The sequence below is a fragment of the Pseudomonas flexibilis genome, from assembly GCF_000806415.1.
Classification (GTDB): domain Bacteria; phylum Pseudomonadota; class Gammaproteobacteria; order Pseudomonadales; family Pseudomonadaceae; genus Serpens; species Serpens flexibilis.
Genome location: NZ_JTAK01000004.1, coordinates 23,836 through 45,900, shown reverse-complemented (window position 1 = coordinate 45,900; position 22,065 = coordinate 23,836). Strand labels below are relative to the sequence as shown.

Annotated in this window: 19 protein-coding genes; 10 read left to right on the top strand and 9 right to left on the bottom strand. The window is 68.8% G+C overall.

From position 1 onward, the window contains the following. Positions 1–27: 27 nt before the first annotated feature. From PT85_RS09470 to PT85_RS09455, 4 genes are all read right to left on the bottom strand, one after another. Positions 28–894, bottom strand: a complete 867-nt coding sequence (locus PT85_RS09470) for an MBL fold metallo-hydrolase (protein WP_039606524.1) — start codon at positions 892–894, stop codon at positions 28–30. 126 nt (positions 895–1,020) lie between these two features. Continuing rightward, a complete protein-coding gene (locus tag PT85_RS09465) occupies positions 1,021–2,790 on the bottom strand; it encodes an acyl-CoA dehydrogenase C-terminal domain-containing protein (RefSeq protein ID WP_039606523.1) in 1,770 nt (589 codons plus the stop codon). A 90-nt stretch (positions 2,791–2,880) separates the two neighbouring features. Beyond that, entirely contained in the window at positions 2,881–4,275 is a 1,395-nt protein-coding gene (locus tag PT85_RS09460) for a solute carrier family 23 protein (protein ID WP_027591833.1), read from the bottom strand. Positions 4,276–4,374: 99 nt separating this feature from the next. Beyond that, on the bottom strand, positions 4,375–5,994 hold the full coding sequence (locus PT85_RS09455) for an acyl-CoA synthetase (RefSeq protein ID WP_039606522.1): 1,620 nt from the start codon (positions 5,992–5,994) through the stop codon (positions 4,375–4,377). A 182-nt stretch (positions 5,995–6,176) separates the two neighbouring features. Here PT85_RS09455 and PT85_RS09450 point away from each other — a divergent pair, with 182 nt between their 5' ends. Beyond that, positions 6,177–8,441, top strand: coding sequence for a PAS domain-containing sensor histidine kinase (locus PT85_RS09450; RefSeq protein WP_039606521.1), 2,265 nt, complete (start codon positions 6,177–6,179; stop codon positions 8,439–8,441). Further along, the gene (locus tag PT85_RS09445) at positions 8,438–9,085 is read left to right on the top strand and encodes a response regulator transcription factor (RefSeq protein WP_039606520.1); all 648 of its coding nucleotides are present in this window, start codon (positions 8,438–8,440) and stop codon (positions 9,083–9,085) included. Before PT85_RS09450 ends, PT85_RS09445 begins: the two co-directional genes overlap by 4 nt. A 155-nt stretch (positions 9,086–9,240) precedes the next feature. On the opposite strand, the gene PT85_RS09440 is transcribed toward PT85_RS09445, so the two are convergent. Beyond that, positions 9,241–9,858 (bottom strand): class I SAM-dependent methyltransferase, encoded by a 618-nt coding sequence (locus tag PT85_RS09440; protein WP_039606519.1) that lies wholly within the window; start codon positions 9,856–9,858, stop codon positions 9,241–9,243. Positions 9,859–10,008: 150 nt separating this feature from the next. Between PT85_RS09440 and PT85_RS17495 the strand changes: the two genes are divergently transcribed. After that, complete coding sequence (locus tag PT85_RS17495; protein WP_052237648.1) at positions 10,009–10,587, top strand: outer membrane beta-barrel protein; 579 nt, start codon at positions 10,009–10,011, stop codon at positions 10,585–10,587. Between the two features lie 80 nt (positions 10,588–10,667). On the opposite strand, the gene PT85_RS09430 is transcribed toward PT85_RS17495, so the two are convergent. Together PT85_RS09430 and PT85_RS09425 are read right to left on the bottom strand one after the other, a co-directional pair. Further along, entirely contained in the window at positions 10,668–10,952 is a 285-nt protein-coding gene (locus PT85_RS09430; RefSeq protein WP_027590944.1) for a DUF5629 family protein, read from the bottom strand. Positions 10,953–11,019: 67 nt separating this feature from the next. Next, positions 11,020–12,660, bottom strand: a complete 1,641-nt coding sequence (locus tag PT85_RS09425; RefSeq protein ID WP_039606518.1) for a C13 family peptidase — start codon at positions 12,658–12,660, stop codon at positions 11,020–11,022. A gap of 102 nt (positions 12,661–12,762) precedes the next feature. On the opposite strand from PT85_RS09425, the gene PT85_RS09420 reads away from it, so the two are divergent. From PT85_RS09420 to PT85_RS09410, 3 genes are read left to right on the top strand one after another with little or no spacing between them, the layout of a single operon-like run. Then, a complete protein-coding gene (locus tag PT85_RS09420) occupies positions 12,763–13,125 on the top strand; it encodes a CidA/LrgA family protein (protein WP_027590946.1) in 363 nt (120 codons plus the stop codon). After that, complete coding sequence (locus PT85_RS09415) at positions 13,122–13,838, top strand: LrgB family protein (protein WP_037009179.1); 717 nt, start codon at positions 13,122–13,124, stop codon at positions 13,836–13,838. The genes PT85_RS09420 and PT85_RS09415 overlap by 4 nt, the downstream gene beginning before the upstream one ends. Before the next feature lie 22 nt (positions 13,839–13,860). Then, positions 13,861–14,442, top strand: coding sequence for an LON peptidase substrate-binding domain-containing protein (locus PT85_RS09410; protein WP_027590948.1), 582 nt, complete (start codon positions 13,861–13,863; stop codon positions 14,440–14,442). Positions 14,443–14,500: 58 nt separating this feature from the next. Here the strand turns inward: PT85_RS09410 and PT85_RS09405 are convergent, their stop codons facing one another. Beyond that, positions 14,501–15,829 carry a bifunctional DedA family/phosphatase PAP2 family protein gene (locus tag PT85_RS09405; protein ID WP_039606517.1) on the bottom strand — a complete coding sequence of 443 codons (1,329 nt, stop codon included), beginning with the start codon at positions 15,827–15,829 and terminating at the stop codon, positions 14,501–14,503. Between the two features lie 42 nt (positions 15,830–15,871). Beyond that, positions 15,872–16,855 carry a methyl-accepting chemotaxis protein gene (locus tag PT85_RS18565; protein WP_407681091.1) on the bottom strand — a complete coding sequence of 328 codons (984 nt, stop codon included), beginning with the start codon at positions 16,853–16,855 and terminating at the stop codon, positions 15,872–15,874. Positions 16,856–18,009: 1,154 nt separating this feature from the next. Between PT85_RS18565 and PT85_RS09395 the strand changes: the two genes are divergently transcribed. From PT85_RS09395 to speA, 4 genes are all read left to right on the top strand, one after another. Further along, a complete protein-coding gene (locus tag PT85_RS09395) occupies positions 18,010–19,047 on the top strand; it encodes a DUF2333 family protein (protein ID WP_039606515.1) in 1,038 nt (345 codons plus the stop codon). Next, positions 19,047–19,574, top strand: a complete 528-nt coding sequence (locus PT85_RS09390; protein ID WP_039606514.1) for an NUDIX hydrolase — start codon at positions 19,047–19,049, stop codon at positions 19,572–19,574. Before PT85_RS09395 ends, PT85_RS09390 begins: the two co-directional genes overlap by 1 nt. Before the next feature lie 57 nt (positions 19,575–19,631). Then, positions 19,632–20,003: a translation initiation factor Sui1 gene (locus PT85_RS09385; RefSeq protein ID WP_039606513.1), complete on the top strand. Its 372-nt coding sequence runs from the start codon at positions 19,632–19,634 to the stop codon at positions 20,001–20,003. Between the two features lie 95 nt (positions 20,004–20,098). Next, positions 20,099–22,012 carry an arginine decarboxylase gene (speA, locus tag PT85_RS09380; RefSeq protein ID WP_039606512.1) on the top strand — a complete coding sequence of 638 codons (1,914 nt, stop codon included), beginning with the start codon at positions 20,099–20,101 and terminating at the stop codon, positions 22,010–22,012. Positions 22,013–22,065: the final 53 nt, after the last annotated feature.

The following is a 22,065-nucleotide window of genomic DNA, read 5'->3' as shown; positions in this document are numbered from 1 at the left end:
GGACGCGGCTTCGGCCGCGCCAGGAAATCAGGCGCTCACGCCCACCACTTCCCCCGTGGCGTCGGCCAGGCCGTACTTGCCCTTGCCGTCGCGCACCACGCGGCCGATGGCAATCTTGGGGTCGTGGGTGAACACCAGGCGGCCGTTGTTGAGCAGCATGCGCTCAAGGAGCATTTCCTTCTCCTCGATCAGGCCTTCCGGGAAGCGGTCGTAGCCCATGGTGATCGGCAGGTGCACCCAGGGCGCGCCGGGGATCAGGTCGCCGGGGTAGAGCACCGGGCCGTTGGGCATGGCGATCTCCGGCAGCATCTGCCCGGGGGTGTGGCCATCGCTCCAGTGCAGGCGCCAGCCTTCACCGAGCTGCGCGCAGTCGGGGGCTTCGTCGATCAGTTCCAGACGACCGCTGTCTTCCAGCAGCGTCAGCAGGGAGGGGATATACGAGGCGCGGTCGCGCGAGTGCGGGTGCTGGGCGCGCTTCCACTGGCGCTTGCCGACCAGGAAGCGCGCGTTGGGGAATAGCAGGCGCGGCGGCTGGCCCTCTTCCCAGGCGGCGAGCAGGCCGCCGGCGTGGTCGAAGTGCAGGTGGGTGAGCACCACCAGGTCGATGTCCTCATGGCTGAGGCCGACCGCCGCCAGGTTGTCGAGCAGTACGTGACGGTCTTCCTGCACGCCGAAGCGCTGCTTGAGCTCCGGGGCGAAGAAGGCGCCGATGCCGGACTCGACCAGAATGTTGCGTCCGGGCTCCTGCACCAGCAGCGCGCGGCAGCCCAGGTCGATGCGGTTCTGCTCGTCGGGTTGCATCCAGCGCTCCCAGAGCGCCTTGGGGGCGTTGCCGAACATGGCGCCGCCATCGAGTTTCTGACTGTTGCCCAGCAGAGTGGTCAGGGTTCGCATGTTGTTATTCTCCTGGCCTGCTGCCGCCCGCACGCGGGGCAGCGGAATAAAAAAGCGCGACACCGAAAGCGAGGGGATGCGTCGCGCAAGTGACTGAATGGTGGTGGTTTCTCGCCGATCCAACCATCAGCCTTTGGTCGCGAAGCCCTCCCCGAACAGCGCGGCGCTGCCGGCGCGGATGCTCGCTTCCAGGCCGAGGGTGCGCGGCAGCAGGTGGCGGAAGAAGAACGCGGCGGTGGCCAGCTTCCCGCTGTAGAAGGCCTCGTCGCTGGCGCGGCGCTCGGCGGCCAGCTGCGCCATGCGCGCCCACAACCAGGCGTAGGCGGTGTAGCCGAGCAGGTGCAGGTATTCCACGGCGGCGGCGCCGACCGCGTGCGGGTCCTGCCCGGCCTGTGCCAGCAGCCAGTCGCTGACTGCTTCCAGGCGCTGCACGGCGTCGCGCAGCTCGGCGGCGTAGGGCGCCCCGGGCTGCTCGGCGAAGGCGCGGATCTGCGCGGTGAACTGGCGCAGCGCGGCGCCGCCATCGGCCACCACCTTACGGCCCAGCAGGTCCAGCGCCTGGATGCCGTTGGTGCCCTCGTAGATCTGCGCGATACGCACGTCGCGCACCAGTTGCTCCTGGCCCCATTCGCGGATGTAGCCGTGGCCGCCGAACACCTGCTGGCCGTGGACGCAGCTGTCCAGCCCGCTGTCGGTGAAGAACGCCTTGGCCACCGGGGTGAGCAGCGCCACCTGGGCGGCGGCGCGCGCGCGTTCCTCGGCGTCGTCGCTGAACTTGCTGAGGTCGAGTTGCTCGCCGACATGGCCGGCAAAGGCGCGGCCGCCCTCGGTCATCGCCTTCATGCTCAGCAGCATGCGGCGCACGTCCGGGTGGACGATGATCGGATCGGCCACGGCGCCGCTCGCCTGGGCGGCATCGCGACCCTGCAGGCGTTCGAGGGCGTAGCGCGCGGCGTTCTGGTAGGAGGCCTCGGCGCAGCCGATGCCCTGGATGCCGATGGACAGGCGCTCGTAATTCATCATGGTGAACATCGCCGCCAGGCCCTTGTGGGGCTCGCCGACCAGCCAGCCGGTGGCGCCGTCGAAGTTCATCACGCAGGTGGCCGAGGCCTTGATGCCCATCTTGTGTTCGATGGAACCGCAGTGCACCGGGTTGCGCGCGCCCAGCGAACCGTCGTCGTTGACCAGCACCTTGGGCACCAGGAACAGCGAGATGCCCTTCGGGCCGGCCGGGGCGTCCGGCAGGCGCGCCAGCACCAGGTGGATGATGTTCTCGGTGAGGTCCTGTTCGCCGCCGGTGATGAAGATCTTGCTGCCGCTGACCGCGTAGCTGCCATCGGCCTGCGGTTCGGCGCGGGTGCGGATCAGCCCCAGGTCGCTGCCGGCGTGGGCTTCGGTCAGGCACATGGAGCCGGCCCAGCGGCCCTCGTAGAGCGGCGGCAGGTAGCGGGCTTTCAGTGCTTCGCTGGCGTGGGCGTCGATGGCCAGGCAGGCGCCGGAGGTCAGCGTGGAATACAGCGCGAAGCTGGAGTTGGCGCCGTAGAGCATTTCCTCCACCTGCACGGCGAGGCTCTTGGGCATGCCCATGCCGCCCCAGGCGGGGTTGCCACCCAGGCCGACCCAGCCGCCTTCGATGTAGGTGGCGTAGGCCTCGCGGAAGCCGCCCGGCGTGGACACCTGGCCGTCGCGCCACTGCGCGCCTTCCTCGTCGCCGCTGCGGTTGAGCGGCGCGATCAGTTGGCCGCAGACCTTGGCAGCCTCCTCGAGAATGGCGTCGGCGGTGTCCGGATCCACGGTTTCCGCCAGGGCGGGCAGACGCGCCCACAGGGCGGGCGCCTCCAGCAGTTCGTGCAGGACAAAGCGCATGTCGCGCAGCGGGGCGGTGTAGTCGGTCATCACGGGATCCTCGATGGCGCGCCGCAGGCACGGAGCCTGCGGCGTCAGGGGATAAAACGGGGCCGGCGCGCTGAGGCGCCGGCCCAAGGGTCAGTCGGCCTTGGGGGCGGGGGCGCCCTGATCAGGGGAGCCGCTGACAGAATCCTTGCTGCTTGCGAACTTCAGCAGGTGGGTGCGCTCCACCAGGATGTACAGCACCGCGCCGGCGGCCAGGCCCCAGCCCGCGCCGTAGACGGCGAGTACCACGCCCATGGTGCCGGCGATGCCGCGCTCGGTGTTGTTGTTGAGCTGCTCGAAGCCGACCATCAGGCAGATGTAGCCGGTGAGGATCAGCGTCAGCGACAGGGCGATCGGCAGCACCGGCTGGAAGAAGCTCACCAGCGGCAGGATGAACAGCGCGATGAAACCGGTGATCCAGAAGGTGCCGGCGCCGCTGTAGATGGAATCCATCGCCTTGCGGCCGTACTTGTAGCGCTCGGCCATGGTTGCGGCCACCGCGGTCCACAGCGGGCCGGCCAGGCCCGGGTAGGGCGCGAAGAAGGCGTGCAGGGCGTTGCGGATGGCGGTCACCAGGTGGATGCGGTCGACGTTGTTGTCGATCTTCTCGTCGGTGCGCAGCTCATCGGCGCGCTGCATCAGCGACTGGCCGACGATGATGTCGCCGAAGGCGATCACGTAGGCGATGATCGCGGTCGGCACGGCCAGCAGGAACACCTGGGCGTCCGGGAAGCCGACGCTGAACGGCAGGTAATTCCACATTTCGCCGAAGGCCGGCGCGGTGATGCCCCACTTCACGTCCGGCATGTTGTATTCGCCGACGGCGATGCCGATGAAGATGGCCACCAGCATGCCCGGCACCATGCCGTAGTTGACGATCTTGCGGGCGAACGGCACGCGCTCGGTGAGGCCCTTGAAGGACACCGAGAACATCAGGTACAGGCAGATCAGGCTGCCCAGCACCAGCGAGATCGGCGTGTTGGCCAGGCGGCCGCCGGCGTCGATCTCGCCGATCAGCGCGGCGATGCCGGCGCCGATGATGATGCCGCCCTTCATGGAGTTGGGGATCAGCCGCACCAGCACACTGCCCAGCCGGGTGATGCCGAGGAACAGGAAGATCACGAACACCAGGAACTGCAGGGCGAACAGCGCCTGGATGGCCTGTGGGCCCGGCTCGAAGTTGCCGAGGAACAGCAGCACCACCGGAATGCCGGGGGTGATCCAGCCCGGCACCAGCGGCACGCCGAGCAGCGCCGGCAGCATGAAGCCGATGCCGCACACCACCACGTAGGCCAGCGCCACGTCGTAGGGCAGGCCGAGGAATTTCTGCAGCAGCGGAATCATGCCCAGGCTGACCACGAACATGATCAGCGCCTGGAGCATCTCCGCGGTTTCCCAGCGGTAGTGAACGAACGGCAGGCGGATTTTGAACGGGCCGAAGGCCCAGAACGGCTGCTCGGCGCCGTCCTTGCGATGAATCAGTTGCATGCGAAGTCTCCGTCGGCCAGGCGCGAGGCGCGGCCGTCTTGTTGTTGTTGTGAAACGGGCTGAAACGGGGCGACCGGCGCGGCCGCCCGGAGTGACGCGTTACAGGGCCTTGGCCATGTCACGCAGCACGTATTTCTGAATCTTCCCGGTGCTGGTCTTGGGCAACGCGGTGAAGACCACGGTCTTCGGCACCTTGAAGGCCGCCAGGTGTTCGCGGCAGAACTGGACGATGTCCTGTTGGCTGGCCGCGTGGCCGGCCTTGAGGGTGATGAAGGCGCAGGGCGTCTCGCCCCACTTCTCGTCGGGACGGGCTACCACGGCGGCTTCCAGCACGTCCGGGTGGCGGTACAGCACGCCCTCGACCTCGATGGTGGAGATGTTCTCGCCGCCGGAAATGATGATGTCCTTCAGGCGGTCCTTGATCTCCACATAGCCGTCCGGGTGGCACACGGCCAGGTCGCCGGTGTGGAACCAGCCGCCGTGGAAGGCTTCCTTCGTGGCGGTGGGGTTCTTCAGGTAGCCCTTCATCACCGTGTTGCCGCGCATGAAGATCTCGCCGATGGTCTCGCCGTCGCGCGGCACCGGTTCGAGGGTCTTCGGGTCGCCGACCATCACGCCTTCCAGGGTCGGGTAACGCACGCCCTGGCGGGCCTTGATGCGCGCGCGCTCGTCCAGGCTCAGCTCGTCCCACTCGCCATGCCAGGCGCACACGGTGACCGGGCCGTACACCTCGGTGAGGCCATACACGTGGGTGACCTTGATGCCCATTTCCTCCACGGCGCCGATCACCTTGGCCGGCGGCGCAGCGCCGGCGACCATGGCGTGCACCGGGTGGTCGATGGCCGCCTTGGCCTCCTGCGGCATGTTGACCAGCGCGTTGAGCACGATGGGCGCGCCGCACAGGTGGGTGACCTGCTCGTCGCGGATCAGGTTGAGGATCTTCTGCGGGTCGACCCGGCGCAGGAACACATGCACGCCGGCCAGCGCGGTGACGGTCCAGGGGTAGCACCAGCCGTTGCAGTGGAACATCGGCAGAGTCCACAGGTAGACCGGCTGCATGCCCATCGACCAGGTCATCTGGTTGCCCAGCGCGTTCAGGTAGGCGCCGCGATGGTGGTAGACCACGCCCTTGGGGTTGCCGGTGGTGCCGGAGGTGTAGTTGAGGCTGATCGCCTGCCACTCGTCGTCCGGCCACTGCCAGGCAAACTCCGGATCGCCCTCGGTGAGGAAGGCCTCGTAGTCCAGCTCGCTGACTGCCTCGCCCTCGCCGTATTCGGGGTCGTCCACGTCGATCACCAGGATCGGCCGGCCGAGCATGCCCACGGCGGCGCGGATCACCTCATGGAACTCGCGGTCGGTGATCAGCGCCTTGGCCTCGCCGTGCTGCAGCATGAAGGCGATGGCTTCGGCGTCCAGGCGCACGTTCAGGGTGTTGAGCACCGCGCCGATCATCGGCACGCCGAAATGCGCTTCGAGCATGGCCGGGATGTTCGGCAGCATCGCCGCCACCGTGTCGCCCTTCTTGATGCCGCGACCGGCCAGCGCCGAGGCCAGGCGGCGGCAGCGCGCATAGGTCTCGGCCCAGTTGCGCCGAATGGAGCCGTGGACAACCGCCGGGTAATGCGGATAGATGGCGGCCGTGCGCTCGATGAAGCTCAGCGGCGACAGGGCGATGTGGTTGACGGGGGAGCGGGCCAGGCCCTGTTCGAAGATGGACATGCACGTTACCTGCGGCTGATTGTTGGCTCTGGTTATGAGTTGCCGGGTCGGGGCCTCTGCTGTGTGTGACAGCGCGGGCCCGTACCTTTCTGCAAGCTGGCTTTACTTATAGAGAGCGCGTAGGTGGATTGGTATATAAACCAAGGTTTTATAGTGGTTCTACTAGATCGGATCTCGAATAGATGAAGGCGCTCGAATTGCAGTCACAGTTGCTGCTGCGCCGGGTGGGCGAACAGCGCCCGCTGGCCGAATGCGCGGCGGCGCTGTGCGAGCTGCTGCGCGGCTGCCCGCCGGTGCGGGCGGCCTGGTACCTGGCCTGGCAGCCGGCCAGTGGCAGCTATATCCCGGTCTGCGGCGGGCGCCTGCCACCGGCGGCGGACGATCCGCTGACCCTCAGCGATCAGCCGCTGCACACCCTCCTGCAGCGGCAGACGCGGCTGTCGCTGGCCGAGCTGCGCCAGGTGCCCTGCTGGCTGGCCGGCCGCCTGCGCCGCGCCGGCGTCGAGCAGGGCCTGGCGGTGTCCCTGAGCCTGCTGCCGGGGCAGCCCGGCCTGCTGTTGCTGCACGTGGGGGAGGGCAGTGATCCGGCGCTGGAGCTGGCGCTGGCCCTGCTGCGCAGCCTGCTGGCCAACGCCGTCGGTCAGCCATCGAGCCCCCCCTGGCTGGACGCCGACCCGCAGCCGGCGCTGCTGCTGGACGGCGCCGCCGAGCCGCTGGGCCATAACAGCGCCTGGCAGTGGCTGCTCGGCGGCCAGCCCGCCGAGCGCGTGCTGCCGGTCAACCATGTGCAGCTGGTGCGCGCCTGCCTGGCCCAGCGCCGGGCCATCGAGGGCGTCGAGGCGAGCGCCGGCGAGCGCATCCTGCTGTGGAGCTATGTGCCCGAGCCTGCGGCCGGCCGTGTGCTGGCGCGCTGTCGCGACGCCAGCGCCGAGGTGCGCGCCGGCCGCGAGGCGGCGCGGGCGCGGCGCCTGTACCGGCTGATCACCGAGAACACCACCGACCTGATCTCCCGCCACACCCTGGACGGCCGCTTCCTCGATGCCTCGCCGGCCAGCTGGACGCTGCTCGGCTACTGGCCGGAGCAACTGCGCGGCACGCCGGCGCGCGCGCTGTTCCACCCCCAGGACCTGAGCCAGCTGGTGGAACGCGCACGCAGCGCCCTGGAGCAGGACGGCTACCACACCATGACCTACCGCGTGCGCCATCGCGATGGTCATTTCCTGTGGTTCGAGACCGCCTGCCGGGCGATCCGCGAAACCTACACCGGCCAGGTGGTCGAGGTGGTCGCCGTGTCCCGCGACATCACCGCCCGGGTGCAGGCCGAGGAAAACCGTCGACGGCTGGCCGAGGTGGTGGAGGTGAACACCGACCTGGTGATGTTCGTCGACGCCGAGGGGCGGCTGACCTACCTCAATCCGGCGGCGCGCCGCGCCTTGGGCGTGGTGGGCGAGCAGCTGCCCGCGCTGGAGGCGCTGCTCGGCGCCGAGGACTTGCGGCGCCTGCGCGGCGAAGGTCGCGAAGGTGCCGAACAGCGCGGCGTGTGGAGTGGCGAGGCGCGCCTGCAGCCGCAGGGCGACGGCCCCTCGCTGCCGGTATCGCTGGTGCTGCTGGCGCACCGACCGACCAGCGGCGAGCGCTACTACTCGCTGGTGGCCCGCGACATGACCGAGCGCGAACTGCGCGAGGCCCAGCAGCGTCGCCACCAGGACGAGCTGGCGCACACCGCGCGGCTGGTCACCCTGGGCGAGCTGGCCTCGGGCATCGCCCACGAGATCAACCAGCCGCTGGCGGCAGTGGTCAACTACGCGGGCGCCAGCCAGCGCTACCTGCAGTCGCTGGACAGCAACCCGCAGGCCGCCGAGCGCATCGCCCAGGGGCTGGCGCGCATCACCGAACAGGCCAACCACGCGTCCGAAGTCATCCGCCGCCTGCGCGCGTTCCTGCGCAAGGGCCAGCGGCGCATGCAGGCGCTCGACGTGGCGCAGGTGGCGCGCGAGGCCGTGCGCCTGTGCGCCTGGGAGGCGGCGCAGGCGCAGGTGACGGTGGACGAGCGAATGGATGACAATCTGCCGCCGGCCTATGCCGATCCGGTGCTGCTCGAACAGGTGCTGCTCAATCTGCTGCGCAACGCCATCGACGCCAACCGCGAGCGACATGCCGGGGCCGCCTCGCACATCGTGCTGAGCACCGCCCTGCAGCCCGGCGAGCTGTGCGTGCGGGTCGAGGACCAGGGCCCCGGCGCGGACGCCGAGCGGCTGGCGCAGATGTTCACGCCGTTCTTCACCAGCAAGCCGGACGGCCTCGGGCTGGGCCTGTCGATGAGCCGCAGCATCGTCGAAGGCTTCGGCGGCGCGCTGGAGGCACGGCCCGGCGCGCAGGGCGGCCTGTGTCTGGAATGCCGCCTGCCGCTGCGCGATAACCACAACGAGACAGGGAACAGGCCATGAAGCCACAGGAACAACGGGTGTATGTGGTGGACGATGACCCGGGGATGCTGGATTCCACCGTCTGGCTGCTGGAATCGGTGGGCATCCAGGCGCTGCCGTTCACCAGCGGCCAGGCCTTCCTCGATGCCTGCGCGCCGTCGCCCCACGCCTGCGTGCTGCTCGACGTGCGCATGCCGGGCATGGGCGGGCTGCATGTGCAGGAGGCCATGCGCCAGCGCGGCCTGGACCTGCCGGTGATCTTCGTCAGCGGCCACGCCGACGTGCCCATCGTGGTGCGCGCCTTTCGCGCCGGCGCAGTGGATTTCATCGAGAAGCCCTACAACGAGCAGCTGCTGCTCGACAGCGTGCAGCAGGCCCTCAGCCGCGCCACGCCAGGCAACGGGCTCGACGCGGTGCGCGAGCGCCTGGCCAGCCTGACGCCGCGTGAGCGCGACGTGCTGCTGCCGCTGGTGCAGGGCTACACCAACCGCGAGATCGCCGAGCAGCTGGGGGTCAGCATCAAGACCGTCGACCTGTACCGCTCGCGGGTGATGAAGCGCATGCAGGCCGAGCATTTACCGGCGCTGGTCGGCATGGCCATCGCCGCCGGGCTGGTGGATGCGCTGGATGTGCGGGGGAATGGGAATGGGAACGGGCGCGGCTGAAGCCCTATCGTAGGGTGGACAACGCCTTCCTTGTCCACCGTCGCGCCGGCGAGGCGCGCCTGCGGCACGCGTGGTGGCTCGATGCAGTGCGAACCACCCTACGTTCACGACACCTGTAGGGTGGACAACGTCTTTCTTGTCCACCATCGCAGCCGCTAACCGGCCTCGGCCCAGCCCCGATACACATAGGTCATCGGCCTCGGGCCCTTCAGGTAGCCGCTGTCCAGCTCGCGGATGGCGAAGCCGGCGCGCTTGAGCAGGCGCGGAATATCCCGGTCCAGATGACAACCGCCGGCCAGCGGCTTCCAGCACGGCGTCAAGCGCCCCTGCCAGCGCGCCACCCGGGCATCCGGCGCCAGGCCGTGTTCGGCGAACAGCAGCCGCCCGCCGGGCTTGAGCACCCGGCGCATCTCCTCCAGCGCCGCCGCCACATCGGGGATGCTGCACAGCGTGAAAGTGCAGACGATGCTGTCGAAGCGATCGTCCTGCGCCTGGATCTGCCCCAGCTCCAGGGCCAGCATTTCCACCGGAATGCCGATCCCCGCCGCCCGCCGCTGCGCCATCGCCTGCATCTGCGCCGCCGGATCGACGCCGACGATGCGGTTGACCCGCGCCGGATCGTAAAAGCCCAGGTTCAGCCCGGTGCCGATGCCGATCTCCAGCACCTCGCCCTGCGCCTGCGGCACCAGCTGGCTGCGCAGTTTCATCACCTCGCTCATGCCGCAGGCGTAATCGATCAGGTGCGGCAGCAGGTAGCGTTCGTAGAGGTTCATGGCAATCCCCAGGGGCGGGTTGGAGGTGGCCTGAGCATGGACCGGCCGCCGGGTGTGTCACAAGTCCTGTGCGCGCGGTTGCCATCATGGCATTTGGCCGGTAAAAAGCCGGCAGCGGCATCCAACCACAGGGATCATCAGGGAGTAGTCATGGGCAGGCAGGTAGCGGTTCTGGGTCTGGCGGGCGTTATCGCCCTGTGCAGCGGCGTGGCGCAGGCCGCCGCAGGCGACAAGATGTTCTCCATCGGCGGCTCGCTGTACTGGATCGATGTGGATGCCACCCACGTCACCACCATGGATTTCACGGGTGGCTCCATCGTCGGCACCGCCGCCTTCAGCGACAACGTGGCGGTGCGCGGCAGCATCTACGGCGCAGCCTGGGATGTGGATGACGAGCTGGAAGTGACCGGCTACGACACCCAGCTGTTGATCGGCGCCAACCTGAAGGGCGAGGGCTTCAAGTACTACGTGGCGCTGGGGGTGTTCGACGAGCGCATCGGCCTGGCGGGCGATGATGTCGATGACAAGGAGCGCTTCCGCGGCGCGCAGCTGGGGGTGGGCTTCGGCTACAACTGGCCGCAGGTGGCGCTCGACTACACCCTCAACGTCCGCTCGGCCGATGACTATGCGGACTTCGTCGAGGAGAGCGGCATGATGCAAATGGCTGGCGCGCGGCGCTCCGAGGTGACGGCCACCGCGACCTCGCTGGCACTGTCGCTGCGCTTCTGAGACCGGGCTATCTGGGCCACCCGCACGACGGTGGCCGGGAAAACGCCGGCCGCTCTACCTTGGTCGCTGACGCCTGCGGATCAGGCGTCGTCGCCTTCCGCGCCGTAGGCGTCGTAGCAGCGCACCCAGTACTCCTTGCCGTCCTGGGTCACCACCCACAGGTCTTGCTCTTCGTCGTAGCGCGCGGCCAGCAGTTCGGCGTGGTTGAAGGCCCAGCACAGTTGCTGCTTGCCTTCCAGGGCGCGGACTTCCAGTTCGATATCATCGTCGGCCTCGACTTCGTACAGGTCGAACTCGAAGGCGTGCAGGCCCTCGACTTCCAGCATGTCGGCCTGTTCCAGGGCGTCGATCAGGGTGCGGCTCATGGGTGCTCTCGTGGCGGTGTTAGAAGGCCGCCATGATGCGCCCGGCGCTGCGGCCGGGCAAATGGTGCTACAGGGTGTCCACTTCCAGCGCCTCTTCTTCCGGCTCGCCGCGCAATTGGCGCACGTAGGCCCGCCAGTGATCCAGCACGGCCGAGGCCGGGCCGAGCTGCGGCTCGGACGGCTCGTGACCTTCCGCCTGCTCGCGGGCCGACACCGCTTCGTAGGCCAGGGTGAAGGCCGCCTCCAGGTCATCGGTCTCCTGCAGGGCCTCGGCATACAGGGCCTGGCCGAAGTAGGTGTATTCGTTTTCCTCGGTGCAGCCGAACGAGGCACGGTCGGCGCGGGCGGCGGTCATCAGCAGGGTGCGCTCGTCGAGCAGCGGTTCGATGAAACCGCCGGCGTAGCAGGCGGAGATCACCAATACCTTGTAGCGGTCGGCCAGCGGTAGCAGCAGCTCGTTGAGCTCGCCGGCGGTCAGATCGAACAGCTCCAGGCGCGGCAGCTCCAGCTGCAGGGCATGCTCCGGCGAGCCGTGGCTGGTCAGGTGGATGAACACCAGGTCCTCGGGACCGCTGCGCTCGGCCAGCCGCTGCAGGGCGCGACGCAGGTTCTCGCGGGTGGCCAGCACGCGATCGGTCAGGTGGTCGCGGTGATTGACCAGGACCAGTTGGCCATGCGCGCCGAAGCGTTCGCGCAGCAGCTGCGAAACGCTTTCGGCTTCACGCAGGAATACGCTCTGCTGGCCATCGCCAGCCAGGGTCAGGCTGTACAGTTCCATCGCTGGGGTGGAGCCGGGCAGCGCGTCGAGGGCCTCTTGCAGCAGGCGGCCCTGTTCCAGCAACGCGCGCTCCAGCGGGTCCGGCAGCGGCTGACCGTCTTCCTCGAACAGGCGCTGGCCACGTGCCCAGGTGCCGCTCAGCCGCTGGCCGCCGGCGAGGGTGAGTACGCCCTGGCCGTCGAAGCGGCCGTCCACCACGTCGCCTTGGTACTGGTTGCCCTCGGGGCTCTTGTATTCGGTGCGGCCATGGGGCTGGCCGTCGCGGAACTGGCCGTTCCAGCGCTCGCCGGAGGCCAGGGTCAGCATGCCTGCGCCGTGGAAGCGGTCGTCGCGGAACTCACCGATGTACAGGGTGCCGTCGGCGCCCTGGTACTGGCCTTTGCCCTGCAGCAGGCCATGCTCGAACTGGCCGCTGTAGCGGCCGCCATCGGCGTCGTGACGCACGCCCTGGCCGTGGATCTCGCCGTCCTTGAACAGACCCTGGTAGCGGCTGCCGTCGCTCCATTCCAGCTGGCCCAGGCCGTGGTAGTGGTCGTCGCGAAACTCGCCACGATACTGCCCTTCTGGGGTTTCCAGCTGGCCCTGGCCGTGCAGGCGTCCGGCCACGAACTCGCCGTGGTAGCGACTGCCATCTGCGTAGGTGAACACGCCCACGCCATGGAACAGGCCGTTGACGAAGCTGCCACTGTACGTGTCGCCGGAGGCGCCCTGCCAGGTGCCCTGGCCGTGGTACAGGCCCTCGCGGAACTCGCCTTCGTAGAAGGCACCATTGGCGTATTCGAGGCGTCCCTCGCCGTGCAGGCGGCCATCCAGCAGCTCGCCGTGGTAGCGGCCGCCATCGGGCAGCAGGGCATCGGCGGCCGGCGTCGGGGTGCGGGCGTCACAGGCAGTCAACAGCAGGACAAACAGCAAGGGCAGGGACAGGCGCATGTCGATTCCACTTTGCCATCATTCATGGGGAAGCGGGGAGTATGCCGTATACGGGGTGGCCACGCCTATAATGCGCGGTCCAGATAATGAGGTGGCTCAATGTTGGTATTGCGCGGACTGACCTGGCTGATCCTGTTCCAGCTGCTGGGTACGGTATTGAATGTGTTGCTGTTGCCAATCCTGCCCGGGCCGATCATCGGCCTCCTGCTGCTGCTGGGCTTTCTGGTCATGCGCGGCGAGGTGAGCGAATCGCTCAACCAGGGTTCCTCCCAGTTGCTGCGTTTCCTGCCGCTTTTCCTGATTCCGCCGGCAGTGGGCGTGATCGTCTATGCCGAGGCGCTGGCCGCGGACTTCTGGGCCATCGCCGTGACCCTGGTGGTATCGCTCGCCGTGTCCATGGCCTTCGCCGGCTGGTTGATGCAGAAACTCATCGACCGCCAGCGGCGCAGGGAGGGTGACGCATGAACCTGGACTTCTCCGCCGCCTGGCAGGCGCTGATCCACCATCCGCTGTTCGGCCTGGGCATCACTTTGGCGGTCTACCAGCTGGCGGTGATTGCCTACGAGCGCACCCGCTGGATCTTTCTGCAGCCGGTGCTGTTTTCGATGGTCGTGCTGGTCGCGCTGCTGCTGCTCAGCGGTCTCGACTACGGCGAGTACAGTGCCAGCGTGTCGCCGCTGATCCTGCTGCTCGGCCCGTCCACCGTGGCGCTGGCGGTGCCGCTGTACCTCAACCTGCGGCGCATCCGCCAACTGCTGGTGCCGATCCTGGTGACCCTGCTGGTCGCCGGGGTGTTCGCCACCGTCTCCGGCGTGCTGCTGGCCTGGCTGCTGGGTGCCGAGCGGCTGGTGCTGATGACGCTGGCGCCCAAGTCGGTGACCTCGCCGATCGCCATGCTGGTGGCCGACGAGATCGGTGGCGTGGCGGCGCTGGCGGCGGTGTTCGTAATGATCACCGGCGTGCTCGGCGCGATGTTCGGCCCGGCGCTGCTCGACCTGTGCCGGGTGAGCCATCCGGCGGCGCGCGGCATGGCCATGGGCATGACCGCGCATGCCGTGGGCACCTCGCGGGCCCTGCAGGAAAGCGAGGAGTGCGGCGCCTTCTCGGCCCTGGCCATGAGTCTGATGGGCGTGGCCACCGCCGTGCTGCTGCCACTCCTGGTGGCATTGATTGTCTGAGGCGAGACAGGAGGGTGCGCCGATGACTCTGCCGCTGTTTCCGCTGGATACCGTGCTGTTCCCCGGCTGCAACCTGGATTTGCAGCTGTTCGAGCCGCGCTACCTGGACATGCTCAGTGCCTGCCTGAAGCGCGGCGAGGGGTTCGGCGTGGTGACGCTGCTCGAGGGGGCGGAGGTCGGGCCGGCGCCGCGTGCCTATTCCGAAATCGGCTGCGAGGCGCTGATCCGCGATTGGCGGCAGCAGAGCAACGGCCTGCTGGGCATCCGCGTGGAAGGCGGGCGGCGTCTGCGGGTGGACAGCGCCCGTGTGCAGGCCGACCAACTGACCCTCGGCGAGGTTTGCTGGCTGGCGGAGGGCGCCGATGCGCCGCTGGGCGAGGAGCACGCAGATTTGCGGCAGCTGCTGCAGGTGCTGGTGGAGCATCCGCTGGTGGCCGCGCTGGACATGACGGCGGCGGTGCACAGCTACGGGGCACTGGCCGACCGGTTGGCCTACCTGCTGCCGTTCGACAACGCCCGCAAGCTGCGCCTGCTCGAATGCCTGGACCCTCGGCAACGCCTCGAGTTGCTGGACGCCTGGCTGGAGGCGCTGCAGGAGGGGTAGGGTGGACAACGTCTTCCTTGTCCACCATTGGCCTCAGCGCCGAACCTGATGGCGTGCCTTACGGGGCGGGCTGGTATCGATACAGATCGAACGCCGCCGGCAGCTCCCAGGTGGCGATGCCGCCGAGCAGCGCCAGGCAGGCCGGCAGGATCAGCCACCAGGCGCGTGCCGGCAGCGCGGGCATCGGCGCGCGCCACTGCAGCGCGGCCAGGCTGGCGCCGCACAGGGTGGCCGCCAGCAGTGCGCCGGCGATGACGTCGCTTGGCCAGTGCACCCCAAGATAGACCCGCGACAGGGCAATCAACGTGGCCGGGATGCAGGCCAGCAGCAGCCAGGTCAGGCGCAGGCGGGGCGGCTGGCCGCGGCCGGCCAGCACGCCCAGGCAAAGGAAAAAGGCAAAGGCCGCCGAACTGTGGCCACTGGGGAAGCTGTAGCTGCTCAGCGGTTCGAGCAGCACATCCGGCCGTACGCGGGCAAACAGCGCCTTGAGCAGGCCGTTACCCAACGCAGTACCCAGCAGGGTGCCGATGGCCAGGGCCAGCGCCCGCCACAGGCGCAGCAGCGCCAGCAGCACACACAGCAGCACGCCGCAGTACAGCTGGGTGCTGAAGTCGCCGAGCCGGGTGACGAGCACCATGGCGTGGTCCAGCCCGACACTGCGCACGCTCTGCACCAGCGCCAGCAGCCCCTGGTCGAAGGCCGCCAGCCAGGGCCAGCCGACCAGCAGCGCCGTTAGGCACAGCGCGCAGGCCCAGGCGGTCAGCGGCGTGGCCAGGCGCTGGCGGCGCAGGCTGAGCTGCACGGCCAGGGCCAGCAGCAGGCCCAGGGCGGCGGCGATTACCCCGCCGGACAGCCAGAAGCCCTCCGGCAGCCGCAGGCGCAGGGCCGCGCCGGTCGCCCAGCCGGGCAGCAGGTACGCCACCGCCCAGCCGGCGGCAGCCAGCATGCTGATCAGCCAGAAACGCAGGAACGGCATGTCCAGCATGCCGGCGATCATCGGCAGCATGGGTCGCAACGGGCCGATGTAGCGCCCGAGCAGCAGGCTGGTGGCGCCGTAGCGCTGGAAATACAGTTCGGCGGTCACCAGCCATTCGGGGTGCTGGCGCAGTCCGGGCAGACGCCGGATGTTCTGGTGGAAGCGCCGGCCCAGGGCGTAGGACAGCAGGTCGCCGAGCAGCCCGCCGGCGTAGCCGAGCAGCAGCACCTGCCACAGTTCCAGGGCGCCGCCGCCGGCCAGCACGGCGACGGCGAACAACAGCACCGTGCCGGGAATCAGCAGGCCGACCACCGCCAGGCATTCCAGGCAGGCCGCCAGGAAAATCGCCGCCCCCAGCCAGTGCGGGTTCAGGCTGAGCCAGAGGTTGAGGCTGTCGATCCAGGCGTCCATCGCGGGCCCTTCGGGTTTGCAGGGCGCGAATGATAGCAGCCGTCAGTCCACCCGGAATGCCTGGGCGGCGCCCTGCAGCTGCTGCGAAAGCGCCAGCAGCGCCTCGCTCTGTGCATGGGCGCTGGCGATGCGTTCCAGGTTGGCATGACCGAGCCGGTGCAGCTCGGCGCTGTGGCGGTGGATGCGGCCGATCCCGGCCGACTGCTCGGCGGTGGCCGCCGCGATGCGCTGGGCCATCTGCACGCTGGCGCGGATGCCGTCGACCACCGTCTGCAGGGCGCCGTCGGCGCTTTCCGCCTGGGCCGCGCTGTGCTCGGCCTGTGCCACCTGGCTGTGCATGGCCTGGCGCGCCTGTTCGGCGGCCTGCTGCAGCTGGCCGATGCGTCCGCGAATCTGCTCGGTGGCCTCGGCGCTGCGCCGCGCGAGAGCGCGCACCTCATCGGCGACCACGGCGAAGCCGCGGCCGCTGTCGCCGGCGCGGGCTGCCTCGATGGCGGCGTTCAGCGCCAGCAGGTTGGTCTGCTCGGCGAGAGCGCCGATCACGTCCAGCACCTGTTCGATCGCCGCGCTCTCCTCGGCCAGACGGGCGATGCCCTCGGCATTGCCGCGCACCGCCTGTACCAAGCTGTGCAGCTCCTGCAGGCTGCGGTCGATCACTCGCTGGCTTTGCTGGGTGGCCTCACCGGCCTGGCGGCTGGCCTCGGCGGCCTGGTCGGCGTCGCCAGCCACCTGCTGGATGCTCTGTTCCAGGCTGCCCAGGGCTTCGTGCACCTGGCTGTCACCTTCGGCCTGGCGTTCGGCGCTGCCGTGCAGCGCCTGGCTGAGTTCGGCCAGACTGCGACTGCTGGCGTCCACCTGGGCGGCGTGCTGGCGCAGTGTGCCGACCAGCCCGGCCAGGTAGTCGCGCAGGCGATTCAGCGAGCGGCCGATGCGTTGCACTTCGCCCAGCCAGGAGCGCAGGCTGACCGGACGGGTGAAGTCGCCCTGCGCCCAGTGCTCCAGGGCGTGCTCCAGGGCGGCCAGCATCCGCGTGAGGTGGCGTTGCAGGGCGTAGGTGAGCAGCGCGGCGAACAGAATCAGGGCAATGGCGATCACCTGCAGCGTGCCCACCTCGGTCTGGATGCGCCGCTGTTCGCCCCGCACCAGCGGCTCCAGTTCGGCGAGGGCGGTGCGCAGCGCGGCGATGCGCGCCTCGCTGGTGTCGCGCAGTTGCTGGCGTTGCAGGATCAGCCCGCGGGTGCGCTCGAGCTCGGCCGGGTAGCGCTGCACCAGGCTGGCCAGCTCGCGCTTGAGGGCGATGCCGCGGTCTTGGCGAGCCGCGCTGTCCGTGCCGCCCTCCAGGCCGAGCAGAGCGGCGAAGGCGTCGTTGGCGGACGCGCTGTCATCGCTCACCCCCAGCAGGGGCAGCGTCTGCACGGCGTCGATCGCCCGTTGCAGGTCGGTGAGCGCTGGCGGCACCTCGTTCAGCAGGCCTTCCCGCCCGCTGGCCAGTAACTGAGTGCGGGTCAGGCCCAGGCGCTGCAGGTGCAGCGCCGCCTCCAGCAGGCGCGGCGGGTAACCGCGGGCCAGACGCTCGTCGCCCTGTTCGGCGTACTGCGCCAGCTGTTGCAGCGCAGCGCTCATCTCGCGCTCGGCCTGGCTGAGCAGGCCCTGCGGATCGCCAGCCAGCTTGCCGGCCGCCAGCAGGTCGCCATCGGCGAAACGCCGCAGGGCCTGCAGGCTGGGGCGCAGGTCGTTGCCCAGGGCGGTGGGCAGGCCTTCCAGCTGGCGGTCGAAATGCGCCAGGGCGTCCTGTACCGCACGATGGCGCAGCGCGTCGCCGCCATCCAGGTAACCGCCGATCTCGCCGGTCAGTTGCTGCAGGTGCTGGGACAGCGCCAGGTACTGGCCCATCAGCTGCTGCGGGCGCTCCAGGGCGCGCTGCGACCACCAGAGGGTGGCGCCGAGCACCAGGCAGACGGCCAGCATCAGCAGGGTGATGGACGGGGTGAGCAGCTTCAGACGCATCGGAGCCTCGCGCGCAGAGGGGCGGAACTGGCGGCAACGTATGGCATTTTGATGACAAACGTGTGAACGGCGCCGAAGGGCGACGCAGCTCGCAAAAAGTTCGGCCGGCAGGGCGGGGCGGTTCCCGATATAGTGGTTCGCAACCGTGCCTCGAACAGCAGAAGGACATCGCCATGCTGGACTGGAAAAACCGCAACAGCGGTTCAACTTCCCCGCAAACGCCGCCCCGTGCCCGTCGCAGCCTGCCCGGTGGCTGGCTGGGGCGCAGCCTGGCCATCCTGCTGGGCGTGCTTTTGCTGATCAGTTGGGTGGTCGGCTGGTACTGGAGCCGTGAGCCTGCGCCCTTCCCGGTGCAGCAGCATGCCCAGGCGTCCGCCGAGGGCGCGCAGCGCCAGCTGGTGCTTGGCTACACCACGGTGGAAACCCTGCGCCGTGTGGCCGGTACCCTGCTCGACAAGCCCGGCGGCTACCTGAGCAACGACATCGCCCCGCCCGGCCTGTGGCTGGACAACATGCCCAGCTGGGAATACGGCGTGCTGGTGCAGGTACGCGACCTGTCCCGCGCGCTGCGCAAGGACTTCGCCCGCTCGCAGTCGCAGTCCACCGAGGACCCGGACCTGTCCAAGGCCGAGCCGCTGTTCCACTTCGACAACAAGAGCTGGGCGCTGCCGGCCACCGAGAACGAATACCGCCAGGCGATCCGCCACCTGGACAGCTACCTGGCCCGGCTGTCCGATCCCAACCAGCAGAACGCGCGCTTCTTCACCCGCGCCGACAACCTCAACACCTGGCTGGGTGATGTGGCCACCCGCCTGGGTTCGCTGTCCCAGCGCCTGTCGGCGAGCATCGGCCGGGTACGCCTGAACCCCGAGGAAGGTGCCCAGCAGGTCCGTGAGGAGCGTGTGGAGACGCCCTGGCTGCAGATCGACAACGTGTTCTACGAGGCGCGTGGCCAGGCCTGGGCGTTGTCGCACATGCTGCGCGCCATCGAGGTGGACTTCGCTGACGTGCTGGCCAAGAAGAACGCGCTGGTCAGCGTGCGGCAGATCATCCGCGAGCTGGAGGCCGCCCAGGAACCGCTGTGGAGCCCCATGGTCCTCAACGGCAGCGGTTATGGCGTGCTGGCCAACCACTCCCTGGTGATCGCCAACTACATCTCGCGCGCCAACGCGGCGATCATCGACCTGCGCAACCTGCTGAGCCAGGGCTGATGAGCATCACACCCGAGGAGCATGCCCACCGCCAGACGTCCGATCTGGAACTGGTGGCCTGGGTGGACGAGGAGGACCGCCTCCTGGGTTCGCTACCGCGCGCCGAACTGCGCGCGCGCGGTTGCATCGGTCGCTGTACCTACATCCTGCTGTTCAACAGCGCCGGCGAGCTGTGCGTGCACCGGCGCACCCTGAGCAAGGCGCTGTACCCCGGCTTCTGGGACGTGGCCGCCGGCGGCATGGTTGGCCCCGTCGAGGGCTATGCCGAGGCGGCCGCACGGGAGTTGCACGAGGAACTGGGGATCATCGGCGTGCCGCTGCGCGAGCACGGGCGCTTCTTCTTCGACGAACCGGGCAACCGTCTGTGGGGGGCGGTGTTCTCGGCGATCTCCGACGAGCCGCTGCTGCTGCAGCCGGAGGAGGTGCAGGAAGCGTGCTTCATGCCGGTGTCCGCGGTGCTGGCGCACAGTCAGCACGAGGCCTATTGTCCGGATTCGCTGGAAGCGCTGCGGCTGTTCCTGCGCTAGGTCGGGCCGGGGCTTTCTCGCTAAACTGCGCGCCCCGCGCTCTACCGAGGAATCGTCGTGGCCAAGAAACTCACTTCGCTGTCCGCCCTGGGCGGGCTGGTCTATTCCACCGATGGCGGTCGTCACTGCCCGGACTGCAACCAGCCGCTGGATGCCTGCGTCTGCAAACAGGCGGTGGTGCCCGAGGGCGACGGCGTCGCCCGCGTGCGCCGGGAAACCAAGGGACGCGGCGGCAAGACCGTGACCACCGTCAGCGGCGTGCCGCTGGCCGGTGACGAGCTCAAGGACCTGGCCAGCGCACTGAAGAAGCGCTGCGGCTGCGGCGGCGCGCTGAAGGACGGGGTGATCGAGATCCAGGGCGACCATGTGGAGCTGCTGCTGGGCGAATTGCTCAAGCGCGGCTTCAAGGCCAAGAAGTCCGGCGGGTAGCCGAAACGCGGTGGAGCCGGCGCCGTTCGCAACCTTCCCAACCCGCCGCCAAACTGGCAGGCTCGGGTCGAATTCAATACATCGAGAGGCAGCCCATGGCACGACGTACACGCAAGGACGACGGCAGTCACTGGACCGCGGCCGACAGCCGGAGTGTCTACGGCATCCGCCACTGGGGCGCCGGCTACTTCGCCCTGAATGACGCCGGCCGCGTCGAGGTCCGGCCCAGGCGCCTGGAGGCGCACGGCATCGATCTCTACGAGCAGGTGCAGCAACTGCGCGAGGGCGGTCTGCAGCTGCCGCTGCTGCTGCGCTTCCCCGACATCCTGCAGGACCGCGTGCGCCAGCTCACCGGCGCGTTCGATGCCAGCATCGCCCGGCTCGACTACCAGAACCGCTACACCGCCCTGTACCCGATCAAGGTCAACCAGCAGGAAGCGGTAGTGGAGAGCATCATCGCCACCGACCACGTCGCCATCGGCCTGGAGGCCGGCTCCAAGCCCGAGTTGCTGGCAGTGCTGGCGCTGGCGCCGAAGGGCGGCACCATCGTCTGCAACGGCTACAAGGACCGCGAGTTCATTCGCCTGGCGCTGATCGGCCAGAAGCTCGGCCACAACGTGTTCATCGTCGTCGAAAAGGAGTCCGAGGTGACGCTGCTCATCGAGGAGGCCGCCGAGCTCAAGGTGCAACCGCAGATCGGTCTGCGCGTGCGGCTGTCCTCGCTGGCCTCCTCGAAGTGGGCGGACACCGGTGGCGAGAAGTCCAAGTTCGGCCTGTCCGCCGCGCAACTGCTGTCGGTGATCGAGCGCTTCCGCGCCGCCGGTCTCGAGCAGGGCGTGCGCCTGCTGCACTTCCACATGGGCTCGCAGATTTCCAACATCGCCGACTACCGACGGGGCTTTCGCGAGGCTATCCGCTACTACGGCGAACTGCGCCAGCTGGGCCTGCCGGTGGACCATGTGGACGTCGGCGGCGGCCTGGGGGTCGACTACGACGGCACCCATTCGCGCAACGCCAGCTCGATCAACTACGACATCGAGGACTACGCCGGCGCGGTGGTCGGCATGCTCCGGGAGTTCTGCGATGAACAGGGTCTGCCGCACCCGCACATCTTCTCGGAAAGCGGCCGCGCGCTGACCGCGCACCACGCGGTGCTGGTGGTGCAGGTGACCGACGTGGAACGCCACAACGACAGCGAGCCGGAGATCGACCCGCAGGCGGACTATCCGGAGTCGCTGCGCGAGCTGATCGACCTGCTCGGGCCGGGTGACCCGGAGACTGTCGCGGAAACCTACTGGCGGGCCACCCACTTCATCAGCGAGGTCGCCGCCCAGTATTCGGCGGGCAAGCTCAACCTGCAGCAGAAGGCGCTGGCCGAGCAGTGCTACTACGCCATCTGCCGGCGCCTGCACGAGCAGCTCAAGGTTCGCCAGCGATCCCACCGGGCGGTGCTCGACGAGCTCAACGACAAGCTGGCGGACAAGTACATCTGCAACTTCTCGGTGTTCCAGAGCCTGCCGGACACCTGGGCCATCGACCAGATCCTGCCGATCATGCCGCTGCACCGCAACGACGAGGAACCGCTGCGTCGCGCCGTGCTGCAGGACCTGACCTGCGACTCGGACGGCAAGATCCGCCACTACGTCGACGAGCAGAGCATCGAGACCAGCCTGCCGGTGCACGAGATGCGGCCGGGCGAGGAGTACCTGCTGGGCATCTTCCTGGTTGGCGCCTACCAGGAAATCCTCGGCGACATGCACAACCTGTTCGGCGATACCGACTCGGTGAATGTCTACCAGCGCGCCGACGGCAGCGTCTATCACGCCGGCATCGAGACTCACGACACCATCGAGGACCTGCTGCGCTACGTGCACCTGTCGGCGGACGAGCTGATGAGCTTCTACCGCGACAAGGTCTCCGGCTCCGGCCTCGGTGCCGCCGAACGCAACCGCTACCTGGACGCCTTGCGCCTGGGCCTGACGCGCTCGTCGTACCTGACCACGCCGTAGCGGCGCAAACGGGTCGGCGCAGATGGAGTCGCCCCCGTCGGTCGGCGCTGTTC

What these genes read in the sequence shown, in the direction of transcription:
- PT85_RS09470 (WP_039606524.1), bottom strand. Translation starts at nt 894, where the DNA reads ATGCGAACCCTGACCACTCTGCTGGGCAACAGTCAGAAACTCGATGGC.
- PT85_RS09465 (WP_039606523.1), bottom strand. Translation starts at nt 2,790, where the DNA reads ATGACCGACTACACCGCCCCGCTGCGCGACATGCGCTTTGTCCTGCAC.
- PT85_RS09460 (WP_027591833.1), bottom strand. Translation starts at nt 4,275, where the DNA reads ATGCAACTGATTCATCGCAAGGACGGCGCCGAGCAGCCGTTCTGGGCC.
- PT85_RS09455 (WP_039606522.1), bottom strand. Translation starts at nt 5,994, where the DNA reads ATGTCCATCTTCGAACAGGGCCTGGCCCGCTCCCCCGTCAACCACATC.
- PT85_RS09450 (WP_039606521.1), top strand. Translation starts at nt 6,177, where the DNA reads ATGAAGGCGCTCGAATTGCAGTCACAGTTGCTGCTGCGCCGGGTGGGC.
- PT85_RS09445 (WP_039606520.1), top strand. Translation starts at nt 8,438, where the DNA reads ATGAAGCCACAGGAACAACGGGTGTATGTGGTGGACGATGACCCGGGG.
- PT85_RS09440 (WP_039606519.1), bottom strand. Translation starts at nt 9,858, where the DNA reads ATGAACCTCTACGAACGCTACCTGCTGCCGCACCTGATCGATTACGCC.
- PT85_RS17495 (WP_052237648.1), top strand. Translation starts at nt 10,009, where the DNA reads ATGGGCAGGCAGGTAGCGGTTCTGGGTCTGGCGGGCGTTATCGCCCTG.
- PT85_RS09430 (WP_027590944.1), bottom strand. Translation starts at nt 10,952, where the DNA reads ATGAGCCGCACCCTGATCGACGCCCTGGAACAGGCCGACATGCTGGAA.
- PT85_RS09425 (WP_039606518.1), bottom strand. Translation starts at nt 12,660, where the DNA reads ATGCGCCTGTCCCTGCCCTTGCTGTTTGTCCTGCTGTTGACTGCCTGT.
- PT85_RS09415 (WP_037009179.1), top strand. Translation starts at nt 13,122, where the DNA reads ATGAACCTGGACTTCTCCGCCGCCTGGCAGGCGCTGATCCACCATCCG.
- PT85_RS09410 (WP_027590948.1), top strand. Translation starts at nt 13,861, where the DNA reads ATGACTCTGCCGCTGTTTCCGCTGGATACCGTGCTGTTCCCCGGCTGC.
- PT85_RS09405 (WP_039606517.1), bottom strand. Translation starts at nt 15,829, where the DNA reads ATGGACGCCTGGATCGACAGCCTCAACCTCTGGCTCAGCCTGAACCCG.
- PT85_RS18565 (WP_407681091.1), bottom strand. Translation starts at nt 16,855, where the DNA reads ATGCTGGCCGCCCTGGAGCACGCCCTGGAGCACTGGGCGCAGGGCGAC.
- PT85_RS09395 (WP_039606515.1), top strand. Translation starts at nt 18,010, where the DNA reads ATGCTGGACTGGAAAAACCGCAACAGCGGTTCAACTTCCCCGCAAACG.
- PT85_RS09390 (WP_039606514.1), top strand. Translation starts at nt 19,047, where the DNA reads ATGAGCATCACACCCGAGGAGCATGCCCACCGCCAGACGTCCGATCTG.
- speA (WP_039606512.1), top strand. Translation starts at nt 20,099, where the DNA reads ATGGCACGACGTACACGCAAGGACGACGGCAGTCACTGGACCGCGGCC.